The sequence below is a fragment of the Actinacidiphila sp. bgisy145 genome (genome assembly GCF_057708125.1).
Window position 1 is genome coordinate 133,765 of the sequence record NZ_JBYIRL010000012.1, and the last position, 14,695, is coordinate 148,459.

Annotated in this window: 17 protein-coding genes; 13 read left to right on the forward strand and 4 right to left on the reverse strand. The window is 66.0% G+C overall.

Annotated elements, in window-relative coordinates; all coding sequences use genetic code 11:
• The first annotated feature begins 123 nt into the window (after nucleotides 1–123).
• The 6 genes from AC3ERT_RS13575 to AC3ERT_RS13600 all read left to right on the forward strand — a co-directional run bounded on the left by AC3ERT_RS13575 (nucleotide 124) and on the right by AC3ERT_RS13600 (nucleotide 5,195).
• Entirely contained in the window at nucleotides 124–1,488 is a 1,365-nt protein-coding gene (locus AC3ERT_RS13575; protein WP_435174190.1) for a class I adenylate-forming enzyme family protein, read from the forward strand.
• Nucleotides 1,485–2,228, forward strand: coding sequence for an SDR family NAD(P)-dependent oxidoreductase (locus AC3ERT_RS13580; RefSeq protein ID WP_435174191.1), 744 nt, complete (start codon nucleotides 1,485–1,487; stop codon nucleotides 2,226–2,228). The genes AC3ERT_RS13575 and AC3ERT_RS13580 overlap by 4 nt, the downstream gene beginning before the upstream one ends.
• Nucleotides 2,222–2,539: a phosphopantetheine-binding protein gene (locus AC3ERT_RS13585; RefSeq protein ID WP_488180730.1), complete on the forward strand. Its 318-nt coding sequence runs from the start codon at nucleotides 2,222–2,224 to the stop codon at nucleotides 2,537–2,539. Before AC3ERT_RS13580 ends, AC3ERT_RS13585 begins: the two co-directional genes overlap by 7 nt.
• Nucleotides 2,536–3,576: an AvrD family protein gene (locus AC3ERT_RS13590; protein WP_435174195.1), complete on the forward strand. Its 1,041-nt coding sequence runs from the start codon at nucleotides 2,536–2,538 to the stop codon at nucleotides 3,574–3,576. Before AC3ERT_RS13585 ends, AC3ERT_RS13590 begins: the two co-directional genes overlap by 4 nt.
• 12 nt (nucleotides 3,577–3,588) lie before the next feature.
• The gene (locus AC3ERT_RS13595; RefSeq protein WP_435174196.1) at nucleotides 3,589–4,296 is read left to right on the forward strand and encodes an AAA family ATPase; all 708 of its coding nucleotides are present in this window, start codon (nucleotides 3,589–3,591) and stop codon (nucleotides 4,294–4,296) included.
• Between the two features lie 77 nt (nucleotides 4,297–4,373).
• Nucleotides 4,374–5,195: a methyltransferase domain-containing protein gene (locus AC3ERT_RS13600; protein ID WP_435174198.1), complete on the forward strand. Its 822-nt coding sequence runs from the start codon at nucleotides 4,374–4,376 to the stop codon at nucleotides 5,193–5,195.
• A gap of 36 nt (nucleotides 5,196–5,231) precedes the next feature.
• Here the strand turns inward: AC3ERT_RS13600 and AC3ERT_RS13605 are convergent, their stop codons facing one another.
• Nucleotides 5,232–5,729 (reverse strand): MarR family winged helix-turn-helix transcriptional regulator, encoded by a 498-nt coding sequence (locus AC3ERT_RS13605; RefSeq protein ID WP_435174199.1) that lies wholly within the window; start codon nucleotides 5,727–5,729, stop codon nucleotides 5,232–5,234.
• A gap of 85 nt (nucleotides 5,730–5,814) precedes the next feature.
• Between AC3ERT_RS13605 and AC3ERT_RS13610 the strand changes: the two genes are divergently transcribed.
• Genes AC3ERT_RS13610 through AC3ERT_RS13630 form a run of 5 tightly spaced genes read left to right on the forward strand, consistent with a single transcriptional unit; the run spans nucleotide 5,815 to nucleotide 10,725 of the window.
• Nucleotides 5,815–7,038 carry an MFS transporter gene (locus AC3ERT_RS13610; protein ID WP_435174200.1) on the forward strand — a complete coding sequence of 408 codons (1,224 nt, stop codon included), beginning with the start codon at nucleotides 5,815–5,817 and terminating at the stop codon, nucleotides 7,036–7,038.
• Between the two features lie 36 nt (nucleotides 7,039–7,074).
• On the forward strand, nucleotides 7,075–7,575 hold the full coding sequence (locus AC3ERT_RS13615) for a (2Fe-2S)-binding protein (RefSeq protein ID WP_435174202.1): 501 nt from the start codon (nucleotides 7,075–7,077) through the stop codon (nucleotides 7,573–7,575).
• Complete coding sequence (locus AC3ERT_RS13620; RefSeq protein ID WP_435174203.1) at nucleotides 7,568–8,569, forward strand: FAD binding domain-containing protein; 1,002 nt, start codon at nucleotides 7,568–7,570, stop codon at nucleotides 8,567–8,569. Before AC3ERT_RS13615 ends, AC3ERT_RS13620 begins: the two co-directional genes overlap by 8 nt.
• Complete coding sequence (locus AC3ERT_RS13625; RefSeq protein ID WP_435174204.1) at nucleotides 8,566–8,997, forward strand: hypothetical protein; 432 nt, start codon at nucleotides 8,566–8,568, stop codon at nucleotides 8,995–8,997. Before AC3ERT_RS13620 ends, AC3ERT_RS13625 begins: the two co-directional genes overlap by 4 nt.
• An 18-nt stretch (nucleotides 8,998–9,015) precedes the next feature.
• Nucleotides 9,016–10,725, forward strand: coding sequence for a xanthine dehydrogenase family protein molybdopterin-binding subunit (locus tag AC3ERT_RS13630; RefSeq protein ID WP_435174205.1), 1,710 nt, complete (start codon nucleotides 9,016–9,018; stop codon nucleotides 10,723–10,725).
• Nucleotides 10,726–10,736: 11 nt separating this feature from the next.
• Here the strand turns inward: AC3ERT_RS13630 and AC3ERT_RS13635 are convergent, their stop codons facing one another.
• Nucleotides 10,737–11,420, reverse strand: coding sequence for a hypothetical protein (locus tag AC3ERT_RS13635; protein ID WP_435174207.1), 684 nt, complete (start codon nucleotides 11,418–11,420; stop codon nucleotides 10,737–10,739).
• A gap of 28 nt (nucleotides 11,421–11,448) precedes the next feature.
• Entirely contained in the window at nucleotides 11,449–11,898 is a 450-nt protein-coding gene (locus AC3ERT_RS13640; RefSeq protein ID WP_435174209.1) for a transposase, read from the reverse strand.
• Nucleotides 11,899–12,296: 398 nt separating this feature from the next.
• Between AC3ERT_RS13640 and AC3ERT_RS13645 the strand changes: the two genes are divergently transcribed.
• Together AC3ERT_RS13645 and AC3ERT_RS13650 are read left to right on the forward strand one after the other, a co-directional pair.
• Nucleotides 12,297–12,545 carry a response regulator transcription factor gene (locus AC3ERT_RS13645; protein ID WP_435174211.1) on the forward strand — a complete coding sequence of 83 codons (249 nt, stop codon included), beginning with the start codon at nucleotides 12,297–12,299 and terminating at the stop codon, nucleotides 12,543–12,545.
• 18 nt (nucleotides 12,546–12,563) lie between these two features.
• Entirely contained in the window at nucleotides 12,564–13,820 is a 1,257-nt protein-coding gene (locus AC3ERT_RS13650; protein WP_435174212.1) for an XdhC family protein, read from the forward strand.
• Here the strand turns inward: AC3ERT_RS13650 and AC3ERT_RS13655 are convergent.
• On the reverse strand, nucleotides 13,772–14,689 hold the full coding sequence (locus AC3ERT_RS13655) for a TauD/TfdA dioxygenase family protein (RefSeq protein WP_435174213.1): 918 nt from the start codon (nucleotides 14,687–14,689) through the stop codon (nucleotides 13,772–13,774). The two genes, AC3ERT_RS13650 and AC3ERT_RS13655, sit on opposite strands and share 49 nt — an antisense overlap.
• Nucleotides 14,690–14,695: the final 6 nt, after the last annotated feature.

A 14,695-nucleotide genomic window follows, 5' to 3' on the forward strand; every position in this document is an offset into this window, starting at 1 on the left:
GCAGAGGACTGCGAGTTGGGCAAGTCCGACAACTAGCCGGCACCCACCAGAGAGGCGTTGCGAACCCCCGGCGCGCCAGGCAGCATTGACTCCAGGCCGCACCCCGGAAAAGGGAGACCACGAATGACCGGTAGTCACTTGAGAAATATTGACCGGTTCATGGACGGATTGCGTTCCTTCGATTCGAGCGAAGCTCTGATATCCGAGAACGGCAGCTTCCTGTACGGGGAACTCCTGGAGGCCGTCCAGGACTGGGAGCGCTATCTGGACTCCCAGGCGGTCGGCCCCGGGACCGTGGTCAGCCTGGAAGGCGGGTACTCTGTCGGCGCCTGCGCCGCCCTGCTCGCCCTGATCAGACGCCGCGCTGTCGTCGTCCCGCTCGGGCACCTTCCGGCAGCCAAGCGCACGGATTTCCTCGACACCGCACAGGTGCAAGTCACGCTCGAAGCACACGCCGACGGCGGACGCCGAACCTCATCGACGGGGCGTACAGGTGATCACGAGTTGTACCGCCGACTACGACTGGACGGCCTTCCAGGACTCGTGCTGTTCAGCTCCGGCACCACCGGGCGCAGCAAGGCGTCCGTGCTGGATTTCGCCAAGGTACTGGGCCGCTATCAGTCGGTGCGGAAACCGCTGCGTATCCTTTCGTTCCTCAGTCTCGACCACATCGGCGGGATCAACACCCTGCTGCACACCCTGAGCCAGGGCGGCACCGTGATCACCGTGTCGGAGCGAACTCCTGACATGATCTTCGCCGCGATCGCCCGACACCGCGTCCAAGTGCTGCCGACCACCCCGACCTTCCTCGGGATGGCTCTTGTCTCCGGCGCGACGACACGCCACGACACATCGTCTCTGGAACTCGTCACATACGGCACCGAGCCAATGCCCGAAAGGACGCTGCAGCGCCTTGGGGAGGAGCTGCCAACAGTCCGGTTCAAGCAGACGTACGGTCTTTCCGAACTGGGCATCCTACCCACCCGGTCTAAGAGCAATGACACCGTCTGGCTCAGAATCGGTGGCGATGGATTCCATTACAAAATCGTCAACGAAACCCTCTGGATACGCTCCGAGATGGCGATGATCGGTTATCTCAACGCGCCAGCGCCGTTCGACGACGAGGGATATTTCGACACGCAGGACATCGTTCAAGTAGAAGGCGACTACATCCGGATACTTGGGCGCCGTTCGGAAATCATCAATGTAGGCGGTGAGAAAGTCTATCCAGCCGAGGTCGAAGGCGTCCTACTGGATCTCGAAAATGTTGCCGACGCCACAGTTTATGGAATTTCCAGCCCAGTCACCGGAATGGCGGTGAAGGCAGTCGTGAGGCTGGTCACGGAAGAGCCTGGCGAAAGCGTGGAACGCAGGCTGCGGAAGGCATGCCGGCAGCGCTTAGAGCCCTTCAAGGTTCCGTCGGTCGTGGAGGTTTCGGAAGATCCTCAGCACAACGAGCGCTTCAAGAAGATGCGCAGGCTGTCGTGAGCCCCGCAGTCGCGCAACCGCGCACGGCGGTCGTCAGCGGCGGTAGCCGCGGCCTCGGCAGGAAGCTGGTGGAGCGGCTCCTGACCGATGGTTGGCGTGTCGCGACTTTCAGCCGTGACGCGAACGAATTCATCGAGAAACAGCGCGAGTCCCACCCCGACACATTCTTATGGCAGTCCACGGACATGCTGGAGCCCGGTGCGACACGCACCTTCGTCGAGACCGTCGACGCCCAGTTCGGCCGGATTGATCTGCTGATCAACAACGCGGGCGTGCTGCACCAGGGGCTCTTCCTGACCATGGCCTCGGCCGAGGTCAGGGAGTTGCTGACGGCCAACCTGCTGGCCCCGGTCGAGCTGACCCAGGCATGCGCGCGGTCGATGACCAGGGCCGGCGAGGGCGTGGTCGTGACCGTGTCGTCCATCAACGCGATCCGCGGCTACCGCGGAGTCGCCGCCTACGCCGCCGCCAAGGCCGGGATGGAGGGGTTGAGCAGGAGCTTGGCCCGGGAGCTCGGTCCGGCAGGTATCCGGGTCTGCACCGTCACTCCGGGTTTTTTCGACTCGGAGATGACCGCCGGTGTCACCGGCCAGAACCGCCAGCGCATCCAACGGCGCACTCCGCTGGGCCGACTCGGCACGACCGAGGAAGTGGTGGAGGCGGTCGTTTTCCTTGCTTCTCCGGCTGCCGCGTTCATCACCGGGCAGTCCCTTGTCATTGACGGAGGCATCTCATGCTGACACGTGAAGAGCTGACAAGCACCGTACGCAGGAGGATCGGCATGATCCTCCTGGACGACCTCGACGAGCTCGACCCGCAGGACAATCTCGACGACGCCTGGGGGAGCGTTTCCTACCGTGGCACCGACAGCCTCATCGACATCGGCCTGAACTCCCTCATGCTGGCGCGGCTGGTCATACAGCTCGCCTCGGAGCTCGGCATCGATCCGTTCTCCGAAGGGACCGCCACGCTGGCGGACTCGCGCACGGTGGACGAGCTGGTCACCGTCTACGAACGCGCGCTGCACAGCCGCGCGGAGCAGGCGGCATGAGTGCGGTCGGCCCCCGTCTCCGCCTGCGTTCGATCGACGAGTACCTCGGCCCGGCGGAGCAGCGCTTCTTCGGCTCGGGGTACCGCCGCGCGTCACATCAGGTCGGTGACGTGCGCGTCTTCCCGGCAACCGAGGCAGACCAGGTCGTCACGGCGCGGATCACCATCGGATATCCCGGCGACTGGTCCAGAAAAAAGGACGAGATCGACGTGCCTCCGCACGTCAGTAGCATCGACGCTCTCGTCCTGGGCGTCCAACTGGCCGAGGCCCATCTGGCATACGGCTACGGCCTCGGCCCGGAGCAGCGACGTACCGCCCAGCTCCGTCGGATCACGCTCATCGCCGGAACGGCCCCGCAAGAGGAACTCACCGACCTGTCGGCGGGCGCCTGGCTCCGTGGCACCGCACCGCTGCCAGAGGCACCGGGCATGTGTGTGTCGGTGTACGAATGCCGTATCGGGGTGATGCGGGCGCGATACGAGATCATCCATGCGGCCCCGGCGGGTACCGCCCGACCGGCGGAGTTCCGATGGCTCGAGGACGCGCTCGGTCCCGCCGAAACACGCTATTACGGCGCCGGGTTCGCCTTAGGTGGCCAGCGATTGGCCGATGTCACGGCAGATACCGAAGGACTTTCCGCGCACGCCTCGGTGCTGATGGAACCAGCGAAGGCGATGCCGGACGGGATCGAGGGCTCGACATCTCCGGCCTTCTCCCCCGTCGACTGCTTCGTCGCCTGCCTGCAGCTCGCGCAAGTGCTGATGTACGAGATGGACAACATCCGGCGGAGCGACAGCAACACCCTCTGGATGCTGCGAACTTCCCTGGACGCCGCCCGTCCGCGAGTCGCCGCTAGTCCCGGATCGCCGCATCAGGTGATGGCAAAGGTGACCGGTTCCCATCTCCTGCCGTTGCACGGCAGGTCCTGGCGGAACACCGAGATATCCGGCGAGTCGGCCGGCATCCGCCTGCGCTGCTCGCTGGCCCATGAACTGCCCGAGAAGACCGCAGCGACCGACGCCGCGGGAACGCCGTAAGGAGCCGAAACCTTGAAACTGGCAGTCTCCGGTACGTACTCGTCCGGTAAGACCCTGACCGTCATGACGCTGGCGCATTACACCGGCATCCCCCGCACCCTCGCCGCGACGATCCGGGAGATCATGCCCGCAGCTGTTCCGGGGAAGACGCTCTCCCAGGTCACCCCGGCCGAGTACCTTCAGCTCGCCATGCGCCGGCACGTCGGTCGCGCGGTCGCAGAAACCGAGTTCGACGAGTTCATCTCCGACGGCTCGTCGCTACAGGAGTGGATCTACGCGGCCACACGCCTCACGTATGGCATGGACCCGTCCTCCACGGACCACCTCGAGCGGATACCGGAGGAGGAGCTGACTCCGGAGATGCGCTTCTTCGAGGCGGTGGTCGCCCAATACGGGCACGCCTTCAAGCAGCATGTGAAAGCGACGTTCGACTGCTATGTCCACCTGGCCAACGAATTGCCGCTGCGCGCAGACGGCCACCGGCCGATGAACTCCGCCTTCCGGGACGACTGCGACGCGAGACTGCTCGGCACGCTCGACGAATTGCAGATTCCGTACCACGTGGTCAGTGGGTCCTTCACCGAACGACTCGACAGGATCGTCGACTTGTTCGACTTTCCCGTGGTGATGCCGCTCGACAAGGCCATCGCTCTCGGCCGGCAGGAGTACGCCGGTATCGACAAGCGGATGGAGACCGACCGCGCGGCGGCCGTCGTCTGACGAACCCTGCTTCGTATCTCATCAGCCCTGGTCGCGGCAAGCAACCGCCCCACGACAACACAAGGAGAACCGATACCGTGTACGCCAACACCGGACTTCAGCATTCCGGCGAGTTCACCCGCGTGGACTCGGCGAAGGACTCGAACTGGTTCATCCGCTTCATGGACCTGGCCAACTCGCTGCCCGAGTACGGTGAGGTGAGGCGTGCCCTCGCCGAGGGACTTGGACCGCTCACCGGCAAGCACGTCCTCGACATCGGGTGCGGCACGGGAGACGACGCCCGGGAACTTGCTGCGCTGGTGGGTCCCGAGGGTCGGGTGACCGGTATCGACCTGAGCGAGGCCATGGTCGACGAGGCACGCAGGCGAAGCATCGGCTCACCGCTGCCGGTCGAGTTCGCAGTCGGGGACGTACGGCGGCTCGGATTCGCGGATGAGTCGTTCGACCGGGTGCGGGTCAAACTCGTCCGGCAGCACTGCCCCGACCTGGACGACGCAGACAGCGAAGCGCTGCGGGTGACCCGTAAGGGGGGACGCATCGCAATCTTCGACTACGACTTCGACACCTTGGCCGTGAATCACCCGGACCGAGCGGCGACTCGCGCCGCGGTCCACGCTTTCTGCGACAACCATCGGCACGGCTGGAACGCCCGCTCCCTGGAGAGCCGGTTCCTTGACCTCGGTGTGGCCGGGGTGTCCCTGAAACCGCACACCGTGCGGATGTCCTTCGCCTTCTTCCAGGCCTCGCTGGGCGAGTTCGTGAATACGGCAGTGGCCCATGGCGGGCTCGACTGGACACGGGAGGAACTGGCTTCCTGGTGGCGGCCCCTGGAAGAGGCCGAGAAGCGCAGCAGGTTCTTCGCTTCGATCAGCGGCTTCTCGCTATCGGGCACCCGCTGAGTCGCCAGCATCCCGTCTCTCGCAGGGAGGCGCTGCCTACGATGCCTCCGCTGCCAGGATCAGCCCACGCAGCGCTGAACTCAGCTGGTCCCGCTGCTCGGACGAGATTCCTTCGAAGAGATCGGCCGTCGCCTTCGCGTGCGCCCGCACACCTTGCTCGGCCAGTTCCCTGCCCTCGCCGGTCAGGGCGACCAGCAGGGAGCGGCGGTCGTTCGGGTCCAGCCGACGGCTGATCAGTCTGCGCTCCTCGAGGCGCCCGAGACGCTTGGTGAGGCCAGGGCCGGAGATGAGCAGCCAGCGGGTCAGCTCCGTCGGCGTCGTCTCACCGGCTGGTCCGCTGCGCAGCAAGGTGGCCAACACGTCGAACTCTCCTCGGTCCATGCCGAGCGGGCCAAGGCACGCAGTGGCCAGGTCCTCCAGGACGCGCGCCATCCGCGTGATGCGCTTGGATACGGCCATCTGCTCCAGCGGCAAGTCATGGGTCCTCCATGACCACTGCCCCAGCATCCTGTCGATGGAGTCCTCTCCGTCCATCGCACCACTGTATCTGACAGAAGAGCCAGGAAATAATTCTCCGGCAAGTACATATCCAGCTAAGTAAAATGCTAGGGTTGCGCATATGACAAGCCCGGACTTAAAGCCACCTGCGTCCGCGACGCCTCAGCCGACGCCGGCGCCTGAGGGCCGCCGCAGCCTCGCGGTCGCCTTCGTCACCCTTCTCGTCATCGGTACCGATCTGTTCGTCGTCTCACCCCTGCTACCGGAGATCGCACACCAGTACCACGTCTCCGCCTCCGTGGCCGGAGTCACGGTCACCACGTTCTCGCTCGCGTACATGATCGGAGCTCCGATCATCGGCTCCCTCGCCGATCGGGTCGGCCGCCGGACCGTCCTCATCGGAGGCTTGACCCTCTTCGGCCTTGCGAACGCCCTGACCGGTCTGTCGCCATGGTTCGGTCTGCTGCTGGCCGCTCGGGTTCTCGCCGGCCTTTCGGCTGCCGCCGTCACGCCATCCGTGCAGACCCTGGTCGGGCTGGCCGCTCCGCCCGAACGCCGCGCGGGATGGCTTGCCGTCGCTGCGTCGGGCTTCCTGATCTCGCTCGCCACCGGCGCACCCACCGGCACCGCCGTCGCTTCACTGCTGAGTTGGCGGGAGACCTTCTTCGGGATCGGCGGGGTCGCGCTCGTCCTCGTCGTGGTCAACCTGTTCTCCTGGCGCAGCGTGGGAGCAGTCGGCGCCCCGGGCTCCACCCCGGCTACCACGGCGACTGCGCGCAGCAGTTCCCTCCGCAAGGCCCGAGCGGTGTCCGTCACCGGACTGTGGGCCTTCTCCGTCTACAGCCTCTATACCTATATCGGCACCGCGCTGACCGACAACGCCCACCTGTCAACCGGCATGGTCGCCGCGGCGCTGATCATCTACGGAGTCGGCGCCGTCGCGGGGAGTTTGAGCGGGGGCCGGCTGGCCGATCGCTACGGCGCGACGAGGGTCGTCGCAGGCAGCCTCGTATCTCTGTCGGTCCTCGAAGTGCTCCTGGTCCTGGCCTTCCACACACCGACTGCGCTGCTGCTGCTCGTCCTCGGGCTGTTCGCCCTCAGCGCCTTCCCCTGCCTTCCGGCATTCCAGTCCCAACTGATGCATGCCTTCGGGCGCGAGATCGGCTCGGTCATGGCATGGAACAGCAGCTTCATGTACCTGGGCACGTCGCTGGGGTCCGCGGCAGGCGGTGTTCTGCTCTCGTCCGCCGGATTCTCCTGGATCGCCCCCGCGGCGGCTGCCGCGGGCCTGCTGGGCGCACTTGTCCACGCGCGTTGGGCTCTGCCCGTCGGCCAGCAGGTATAGCCCGGCCCAACCGTCGAAACCGAAGGAGGCAGCACCATGGCACCCGGCCCCTCCCCGGAAGAGGCAGAGGTGGTTCTGGAGGTGAACGGGACAACACGTCGGTTGTCGGCACCCGCCGGGATGACCCTTCTGGACCTTCTGCGCGACCGCCTCGGACTGACCGGCACCAAGAAGGGCTGCGACCGCGGCGAGTGCGGTGCGTGCACCGTGCACGTCGACGGGCTGCGCATCAACTCCTGCCTCGCTCTGGCCGCGCAGCACCACGGACGGTCCGTCACCACCATCGAGGGGCTGGGCGGCCCGGACGGCGAGCATCCTGTGCAGCAGGCGTTCGTCGCCCACGACGCCCTGCAGTGCGGTTTCTGCACCCCCGGCCAGATCATGTCGGCCACCGCCTGCATCCGTGAGGGCCATGCCGACTCGGAGGACGAGATCCGGGAGTGGATGAGCGGCAACATCTGCCGCTGCGCCGCCTATCCGCAGATCGTGTCAGCGATAGCCGCCGCACGTACCCGGACGGAGTGCACCAGTGCCTGAGCCCGGTTACCTGCGGGTGGCGGACACCTCCACCGCGCTTGCCGCACTGACCCAGTACGGCCGCTCTGCCCGGCTCATCGCCGGCGGCACTGACCTGGTCAACTTGATCAAGGAGGGGATCGAACGTCCGGCTGTCCTCGTCGACATCGGCCGGCTACCGCTGGACACTGTCCAGGCCGACGGCAACGGTCTGCGGATAGGCGCCCTCACCACCATGTCCGCCGCGGCGGGAGATCCGGCTCTGCGCTCCGGGTATCCCGCCGTCGTCGAAGCCTTGGAGTTGTCCGCATCCCCGCAGATCCGCAACGCGGCGACGATCGGCGGAAACCTGCTCCAGCGCACGCGCTGCCCGTACTACCGGGCGGAGACGAAGCTTCCGTGCAACAAGCGGCAGCCGGGCTCAGGCTGCGCGGCACGCTCCGGCTATGACCGGACTCTGGCGGTGATCGGTTGGAGCGATGCCTGCCGGGCCTGCCATCCCTCCGACCTTGCCGTCGCGCTGGTAGCCCTGAACGCGGAACTAACCATCCATTCACCGCGAGGCAGCCGGACCGTACCGCTGGCTGCCTTCTATCGCCTGCCGGGCGAGACCCCTGAGCGGGACTCCGTGCTGGAACCGGACGAGATCGTCATCGCGGTCCGGGTACCGCCTTCTCCCGCCGCTGCGTGCTCGGGCTACCTGAAGGTACGGGAACGCGCGCCCTACGAGTTCGGCCTCGTGTCAGCGGCCGTCGCCGTGGAGGCGGACGGGACGATGATCCGCGACGTCCGGATCTGCCTAGGCGGAGTAGCCGCCCGGCCCTGGCGGTTGTACGAAGTCGAGCGGTACCTGGTGGGCAGGCAACTGACCGAGTCGGTGGTGCGGGAAGCACTGGCGCTGGCCCTGGCCGACGCCCGCCCGCTGAAGAGCAACGGTTTCAAGATCGAGCTGGCCCGGCGCGCGGCATGCCGGGCGCTGCTGGAGCTTAGAGGCAGAGGGGCGGTCAGCAAGTGAGCAGCAGCAAGGTCACCCGCACGGACGCCGTGGCGAAGGTGACCGGCCGGGCAAAGTTCGCAGCCGACCAGACGGTTGATCCGCTGCGGCACGCGTTCCTCGTCACCGCCACCGTGCCGAGCGGAAGGATCTCGGTGCTCGAGACGGGTCCCGCTGAATGCTCACCGGGCGTAGTGGCTGTGCTGACCCACCTCAACGCGCCTCGGTTGTCACCGGCGCAAGGGCTGTATATGCATCGGCTGCTTCCGCTGCAGAACGACCATGTGCACTACGAGGGCCAACCAGTGGCTGTCGTGGTCGCCGAGCACCTCGAGCAGGCTAAGGCGGCAGCGAAGGAGCTGCGCATCGCCTATGACCGCGAGCCCGTCCCTACGGTGCTCGATGACGCTCTCGGCGACGCATGGCGGCCCACTCCCATACCGCGTTGAGGTCCTGCGGACACCTCCGTGGGGGACGTCGACGCCGGCTTACTCGCGGCCGATGTCGTCCTCGAACGCCGTTACCGGACCGCCAACCGGCACCACAACGCCCTGGAGCCAGCTGCGACAACCGCCCACTGGGACGACAAGGCCGGGCTCACCCTCTACGACGCCACACAGGGAGTAGCCAATGTCCGCGCGGTTGTAGCCAGCGCCCTCGGCCTCGCACCGGAACTGGTGCGTGTGCTGTCCCCCTGGACCGGCGGCGGTTTCGGCAGCAAGGGCCACGTCTGGCCCCATCAGATCATCGCCGCCATGGCCGCCCGGGCAGTGGGCGGAGGTGTCCGACTTATCCTGACCCGTGCGCAGAGTTTCACCTCGCACGGCTATCAGCCGGCCACTCTCCAGGCCGTCACCCTGGGGGCGGCGACAGACGGACAGCTGCTGGCGATCCGCCACGCATCGGTCAACCAGACCGCGCGCTACGCCGAGTACCCTGAACTTGCTGCCACTGGCACCCGGACTGCGTATGCGTGTCCAGCGATCGAGACAACCCATCGGGTGGCACCGGTCGCCACTATCGTGCCGACCCCGATGCGGGCCCCGCACGAGGGCCCGGGAATGTTCGCCCTGGAATCCGCGATGGACGAACTCGCAGACGAACTCGATCTGGATCCGGTCGAGTTACGGCTGCGAAACTACGCAGAGACCGATCCGACCACGGGCAGACCCTTCAGCTCCAAGGAACTACGCGCCTGCTACCTGACAGGTGCCCGTATCTTCGGCTGGAAGGAGCGTCCCCCACAGCCGCGTGCCCGGCGCGAGGGCCACGAGTACATCGGCTGGGGCATGGCGACGGCTCTGATGAACCAGTATGCCTTCCCGGCCTCGGCGCGGGTGGGTGTCGACCAGTCCGGGGCGGTGCGGGTGGAAACGGGCAGCCAGGAGATAGGAACAGGCACTTACACCGTACTGGGCCAGATCGCTGCAGAGACCCTCGGATGCCCTCCGCAGCAGGTCACTGTACGCCTAGGCGACAGCCGCCTGCCGGCCTCGGGGATGTCCGCCGGGTCGTCCACCACGCTCAGCGTGGGATCAGCAGTACGCACGGCGGCCGCCGACCTTCTGAACCGCCTGGCCGCGATCAGCGGCAGTACGGCCGATCCCCCCGACCCGTCGTCCGCCAGGTCGCCCGATGCCCGTTGGGAGCAGATGATCCGCTGCCTGGCAGAGAACGGCACGGAGCAGCTTTGGGGAAAGGGCGAGTGGAGCCCCGAAGACAACGGCTCGTCGATGCACACGTTCGGAGCAGTCTTCGCCGAGGTAGCGGTCGACGCCGAGCTCGGGCTTACGCGAGTACGCCGCATGGTCGGTGCGTACAGCGCCGGACGGATCATCAATCCGCTCACCGCCCGTAGCCAGATCATCGGCGGAATGGTGTGGGGTATAGGGCAGGCGCTGCTGGAGCAGTCACACACAGATGCGGAACTCGGTCGGTTCGTGTCGAAGAACCTGGCCGGCTACCTCCTGCCGGTCCAAGCCGACGTGCCCGGCGTGGAGGTGGAGTTCGTGGAGGAGTACGACCCCCTCAGCGGCACCATCGGGGCACGCGGCGTCGGTGAGCTCGGAGCCGTCGGCGTGGCAGCAGCCATTGCCAACGCGGTCCACCACGCGATTGGCATCCGGGTCCGGCAACTACCGATCGCACCGGAGAGGCTCCTGTTTCCGAACGCATGATCACGGTCGCCCTACTGGTGCTGCCAGGGCACGGCCACCATGTCTGGGACACGGCAAGCGGTCGTCGGCCGCCGCTCGGTTCTGGCCTGGTACCCGCGGGCGCCCGCCTCACGGTGCACCGTCCGAGGTTCTGGCCTCTCCAGGACCCAGAACGCGAAGGCTGCCGACACCAGAGCCAGGTGCCGGTGCCAGCCGCCGAAGGAGCGCCCCCCGAAGTCGTGAACGCCGAAGTCGGTTTCCAGCCGCTCAATGTCCCGGCTGTGCCGACGCAGCACCAGCTGCGCCTGACCGAGGATGCGCATGTCCCACGGCTCGATGTTCGTCACCCAGTGGCGCGCAGGGCCGCCACGCTGAATCATCTGCTGCGTCACGATCCTCATCGCCGAGGACGTGGCGCTGCGATCGGCCGACTGGACGACGGTGCTGGTCACCATCCCTGGACTTGCGGCAGTCTGTCCTTCCCCCGGGAGCGCGGACGGGTCAACGCGTATGAGGAACTCGACTTCCCTCTTGGCCAGTTCGCGGATCAACCGTCCCGCTCCGGGCCATCCGGTGCAGTCCGCGACCACCGGGCGCCGGGGCAGCCCACCGATGCGGATCGCCCGGTCCACCAGATCGGCGCCCGCTTCCCATCCGTGCTCCAGACGGTACTCCTCCGGCACGCCAGCACTTTCGCGCAGCCCTCGATCGACCATCCATCGCCCGCGCAGCAGTATCCGCCAGTCAACCGGAACACTCGACTCCTGCGAGGAGAGAAAAGAGTCCGACACTCATCTGGCCGTTGATCGTCCGGCCGAGCCGCCGGACGAACCAACGGCCGGCGCCCACCGACGCCTCACCGCGCTTCCTAATGAACACGCTGTCCAGTACCCACAGTTCCGGAGACATCCTGCTCGAGACCACCGGGGTACAGCGTCGCGCAACGGACTCCCACGACCAAGTGCTCTGGTTGATGAACTGACGGAGCGACTGCGCATCGGAGAGCGAGGCGCGCGGCCCCGCGATGTTGCGGATCGTCTTCTTTCCGGAAGCAGAAAGGATGCCTCGAAGATAGATATGAGCCCAACGCCGCTGATCGGCTCTCGCCAGGTCGAGGAAGATTTCTCTGGAGAAGGACGACAACCTCTCTCCATCGACGAAGAGAACAGATGGACCCGCTGAATTCAGGCTCATTTTTGCGATCCTCTCGGCGCTTCGGAAAATCGTACGGATTCCGGCGCCCTCGTGGAACCTCGGCCAATCCGAGCATTCCGACCATCGCGGCACAAGCTGTCCGGAGCGACGAATTCCGCATATTCCATCATCGCCGAGTCAGTACCGTCTCCCGCCGCCCCCGACTGCACTCGTGAATCAAGCCTCACGCACTTGGCGGGGACATATCAATAGGACTTTGGTCCCATGGCGATAGTGGATGCTATTTCAGCCACCACATGGCGAGAAAACAACAAGCCAGGCATGCACCGAAAAACTACGTTGACGCACGCGCGATCATACTGAAAAAATGTGATCCGCTCATCGCGCCTCCTATGGATCGGATTTCTACTGATACAGACAACGAGGGGCATGAAAGCATGGAGCAGCAGGCGACCGATGGTTCAACATCCCACGTCGACTCCCCGGCACCAAGAATTGGCGCGGCAAACCTCTCTCCCCGGCAAACGGAGGTGCTGCGCCTCGTAGGCGGCGGGCTCAGCAACAGGCACATATCCAGAAAGCTGAACATCTCAGAGAAAACGGTCAAGAACCACCTCACGGCAATATTCCTCAAGACAGGGCTCGGCGACCGCACCCAGGCCGCGATCTACGCCCTCCGCACATGACAAGGAGCGTGAACAGCCGTGCACGACATCGCGGAGGAACTCGCCGCGTGGTACACGAGCGGCCAGGCATTCGCAGTGGCAACGGTGGTCGGAGCGCGCGGCAGTGCCCCGCGAGAACCGGGCGCGGCACTGGCGGTGAACGCCAACGGCGAGGTCATCGGCAGCGTCTCCGGCGGATGCGTGGAAGGCGCGGTGTACGAACTGTGTCTTGAGAGTATCGCCTCAAACCGCCCGATACTGGAGTCCTACGGCTACAGCGACGACGATGCCTTCGCCGTGGGCCTGAGTTGCGGCGGCACCCTCGAGATATTCGTCCACCCAGTACCGCCTCTTGCCGCTTGCGGCCTCATCACGGCCTTGACCTGTATCGCCGGCGGCGTGCCGGTGGCGGTGGCACGCGTCATCCGGGCTCCTGCGGTGCGGTCGGACCTCGTGGGCAGAACAGTCGTTGTCAGTGCCGGGCCGGACAGCGGGACGGGGCCTATGATCCCGTCGGGTCACGACACGCTGGAATCCGCCGTCGCCGCCCAGGCCCTGGCGATGCTTCACGCCGGGCGCACCGGCAGCCTGGTGCTGGCACCCGACGGCGACCCGTGCGAGCCTCATGACGAGGCGGCCGGTATCACGTTGTTCGTCGAGTCATACGCGCCGGCGCCACGCATGCTCGTCTTCGGGGCCATCGACTTCGCCGCGTCAGTAGCCGGAATCGGGGCGTTTCTCGGCTTCCACGTCACGGTGTGCGATGCGCGCCCGGTCTTCGCCACCACCCGGCGTTTCCCCCAGGCACACCAGGTCGTCTCCGACTGGCCGCACCGCTATCTCGACACGGAGTACCGTGCGGGGCGCCTGGACAGCCGCACCGTTGTCTGCGTCCTGACGCACGACGAGAAGTTCGATGTCCCACTGCTGACACGGGCGTTGCGCCTTCCGCTGGGCTACGTGGGGGCGATCGGCTCTCGCCGTACACACCGCCACCGCCTCAGGCGCCTACGGGAAGCGGGCCTGAGTGACAACGAACTCGCGCAGCTGCACTCGCCGATCGGACTCGACCTGGGCGCTCGCGGTCCGGAGGAAACCGCCGTCGCCGTCGCTGCCGAGATCGTGGCCCACCGCCGAGGTGGCGGTTGCCTCCCGCTGAGCGCCACCACCACCCCGATTCACCACGCGCCCCGCGGCACTCCCCTTCGCCTCGGCCTGGACGGCTCTCCGAGCGACGGCGGGAACGGTCACCTCGGACGGTCGCCAGCGATAACGACACGTTCCATCAAACGGTGATGGGGGTAGTAGTCGTTGACCCCGTAGTGAACGGTCGTCCGATTGTCCCAGAAGGCCACCGAGCCTGCCTCCCAGTGGAAGCGCACTTGGTACTCCGGGTAGTACAGCTGGTGCAGCAGACGGCCAAGGAGTTCTTCGCTCTCGCCTTCGGAGAGGCCGACGATATACGAAGTGAAGGCGGCATTCACGTACAAGGACCTGCGGCCCGTCTCCGGGTGCGTCCGCACCACCGGATGTTCGACCGGACGACGTCCGCTCCGTGCGTTGATGCTCTTGAGCAGAACAGCGATGCCGCCGTTCGCCGCGGGGAGTTCGTGCACCGCCCGGAGCTCCTCAATGCGTTTCTTGATGTCCTGCGGAAGTCCGTCGTAGGCAGCCGCCGTGTCAGCCCACAAGGTGTCCCCGCCGAGCGGCGGTAGATCGACGGCACGCAGGACAGCGCCGAGCGGAGGCGCCTCATGGAATGACGCGTCGCTGTGCCAGATGTTTTCGCTTCCAGGGTTGGCCTCGTCGTGTTCCAAGCGCGCCACCTCGTTGATCTCTGCTCTCCGCTGAGGGTGGGATTCCTGAAGTTCCCCCCAGTTCCGGGCGAACGCAGCCTGCTGACGGCCCGTGAGGTTCTGACCGCGGAAGAACAGGACCTTCCAATCGAGGAAGGCCCGTTTCAGTTCATCCAGGGTGTCGACGTCCATCGGTCGGGACAGGTCGACTCCGCGTATCTCTGCCCCGATGAGAGGAGAGAGCGCATTGACTTCGAAGGCTGTGTACTGTTTTCCGGCTCCGCCCGACTCCAGCCTGCGGGGCTCCAACTCCTTGGACACGATATGCAGCCGCCCCATGTCTGCGGCGACCGACCGTGATGCGTTCATGGTAAT

Excerpts from the sequence above, each read along its gene's own strand:
- AC3ERT_RS13655 (WP_435174213.1), bottom strand. The coding sequence starts at position 14,689 with ATGAACGCATCACGGTCGGTCGCCGCAGACATGGGGCGGCTGCATATC.
- AC3ERT_RS13640 (WP_435174209.1), bottom strand. The coding sequence starts at position 11,898 with ATGAGCCTGAATTCAGCGGGTCCATCTGTTCTCTTCGTCGATGGAGAG.
- AC3ERT_RS13615 (WP_435174202.1), top strand. The coding sequence starts at position 7,075 with ATGGCACCCGGCCCCTCCCCGGAAGAGGCAGAGGTGGTTCTGGAGGTG.
- AC3ERT_RS13575 (WP_435174190.1), top strand. The coding sequence starts at position 124 with ATGACCGGTAGTCACTTGAGAAATATTGACCGGTTCATGGACGGATTG.
- AC3ERT_RS13585 (WP_488180730.1), top strand. The coding sequence starts at position 2,222 with ATGCTGACACGTGAAGAGCTGACAAGCACCGTACGCAGGAGGATCGGC.
- AC3ERT_RS13610 (WP_435174200.1), top strand. The coding sequence starts at position 5,815 with ATGACAAGCCCGGACTTAAAGCCACCTGCGTCCGCGACGCCTCAGCCG.
- AC3ERT_RS13605 (WP_435174199.1), bottom strand. The coding sequence starts at position 5,729 with ATGGACGGAGAGGACTCCATCGACAGGATGCTGGGGCAGTGGTCATGG.
- AC3ERT_RS13590 (WP_435174195.1), top strand. The coding sequence starts at position 2,536 with ATGAGTGCGGTCGGCCCCCGTCTCCGCCTGCGTTCGATCGACGAGTAC.
- AC3ERT_RS13635 (WP_435174207.1), bottom strand. The coding sequence starts at position 11,420 with ATGGTCGATCGAGGGCTGCGCGAAAGTGCTGGCGTGCCGGAGGAGTAC.
- AC3ERT_RS13645 (WP_435174211.1), top strand. The coding sequence starts at position 12,297 with ATGGAGCAGCAGGCGACCGATGGTTCAACATCCCACGTCGACTCCCCG.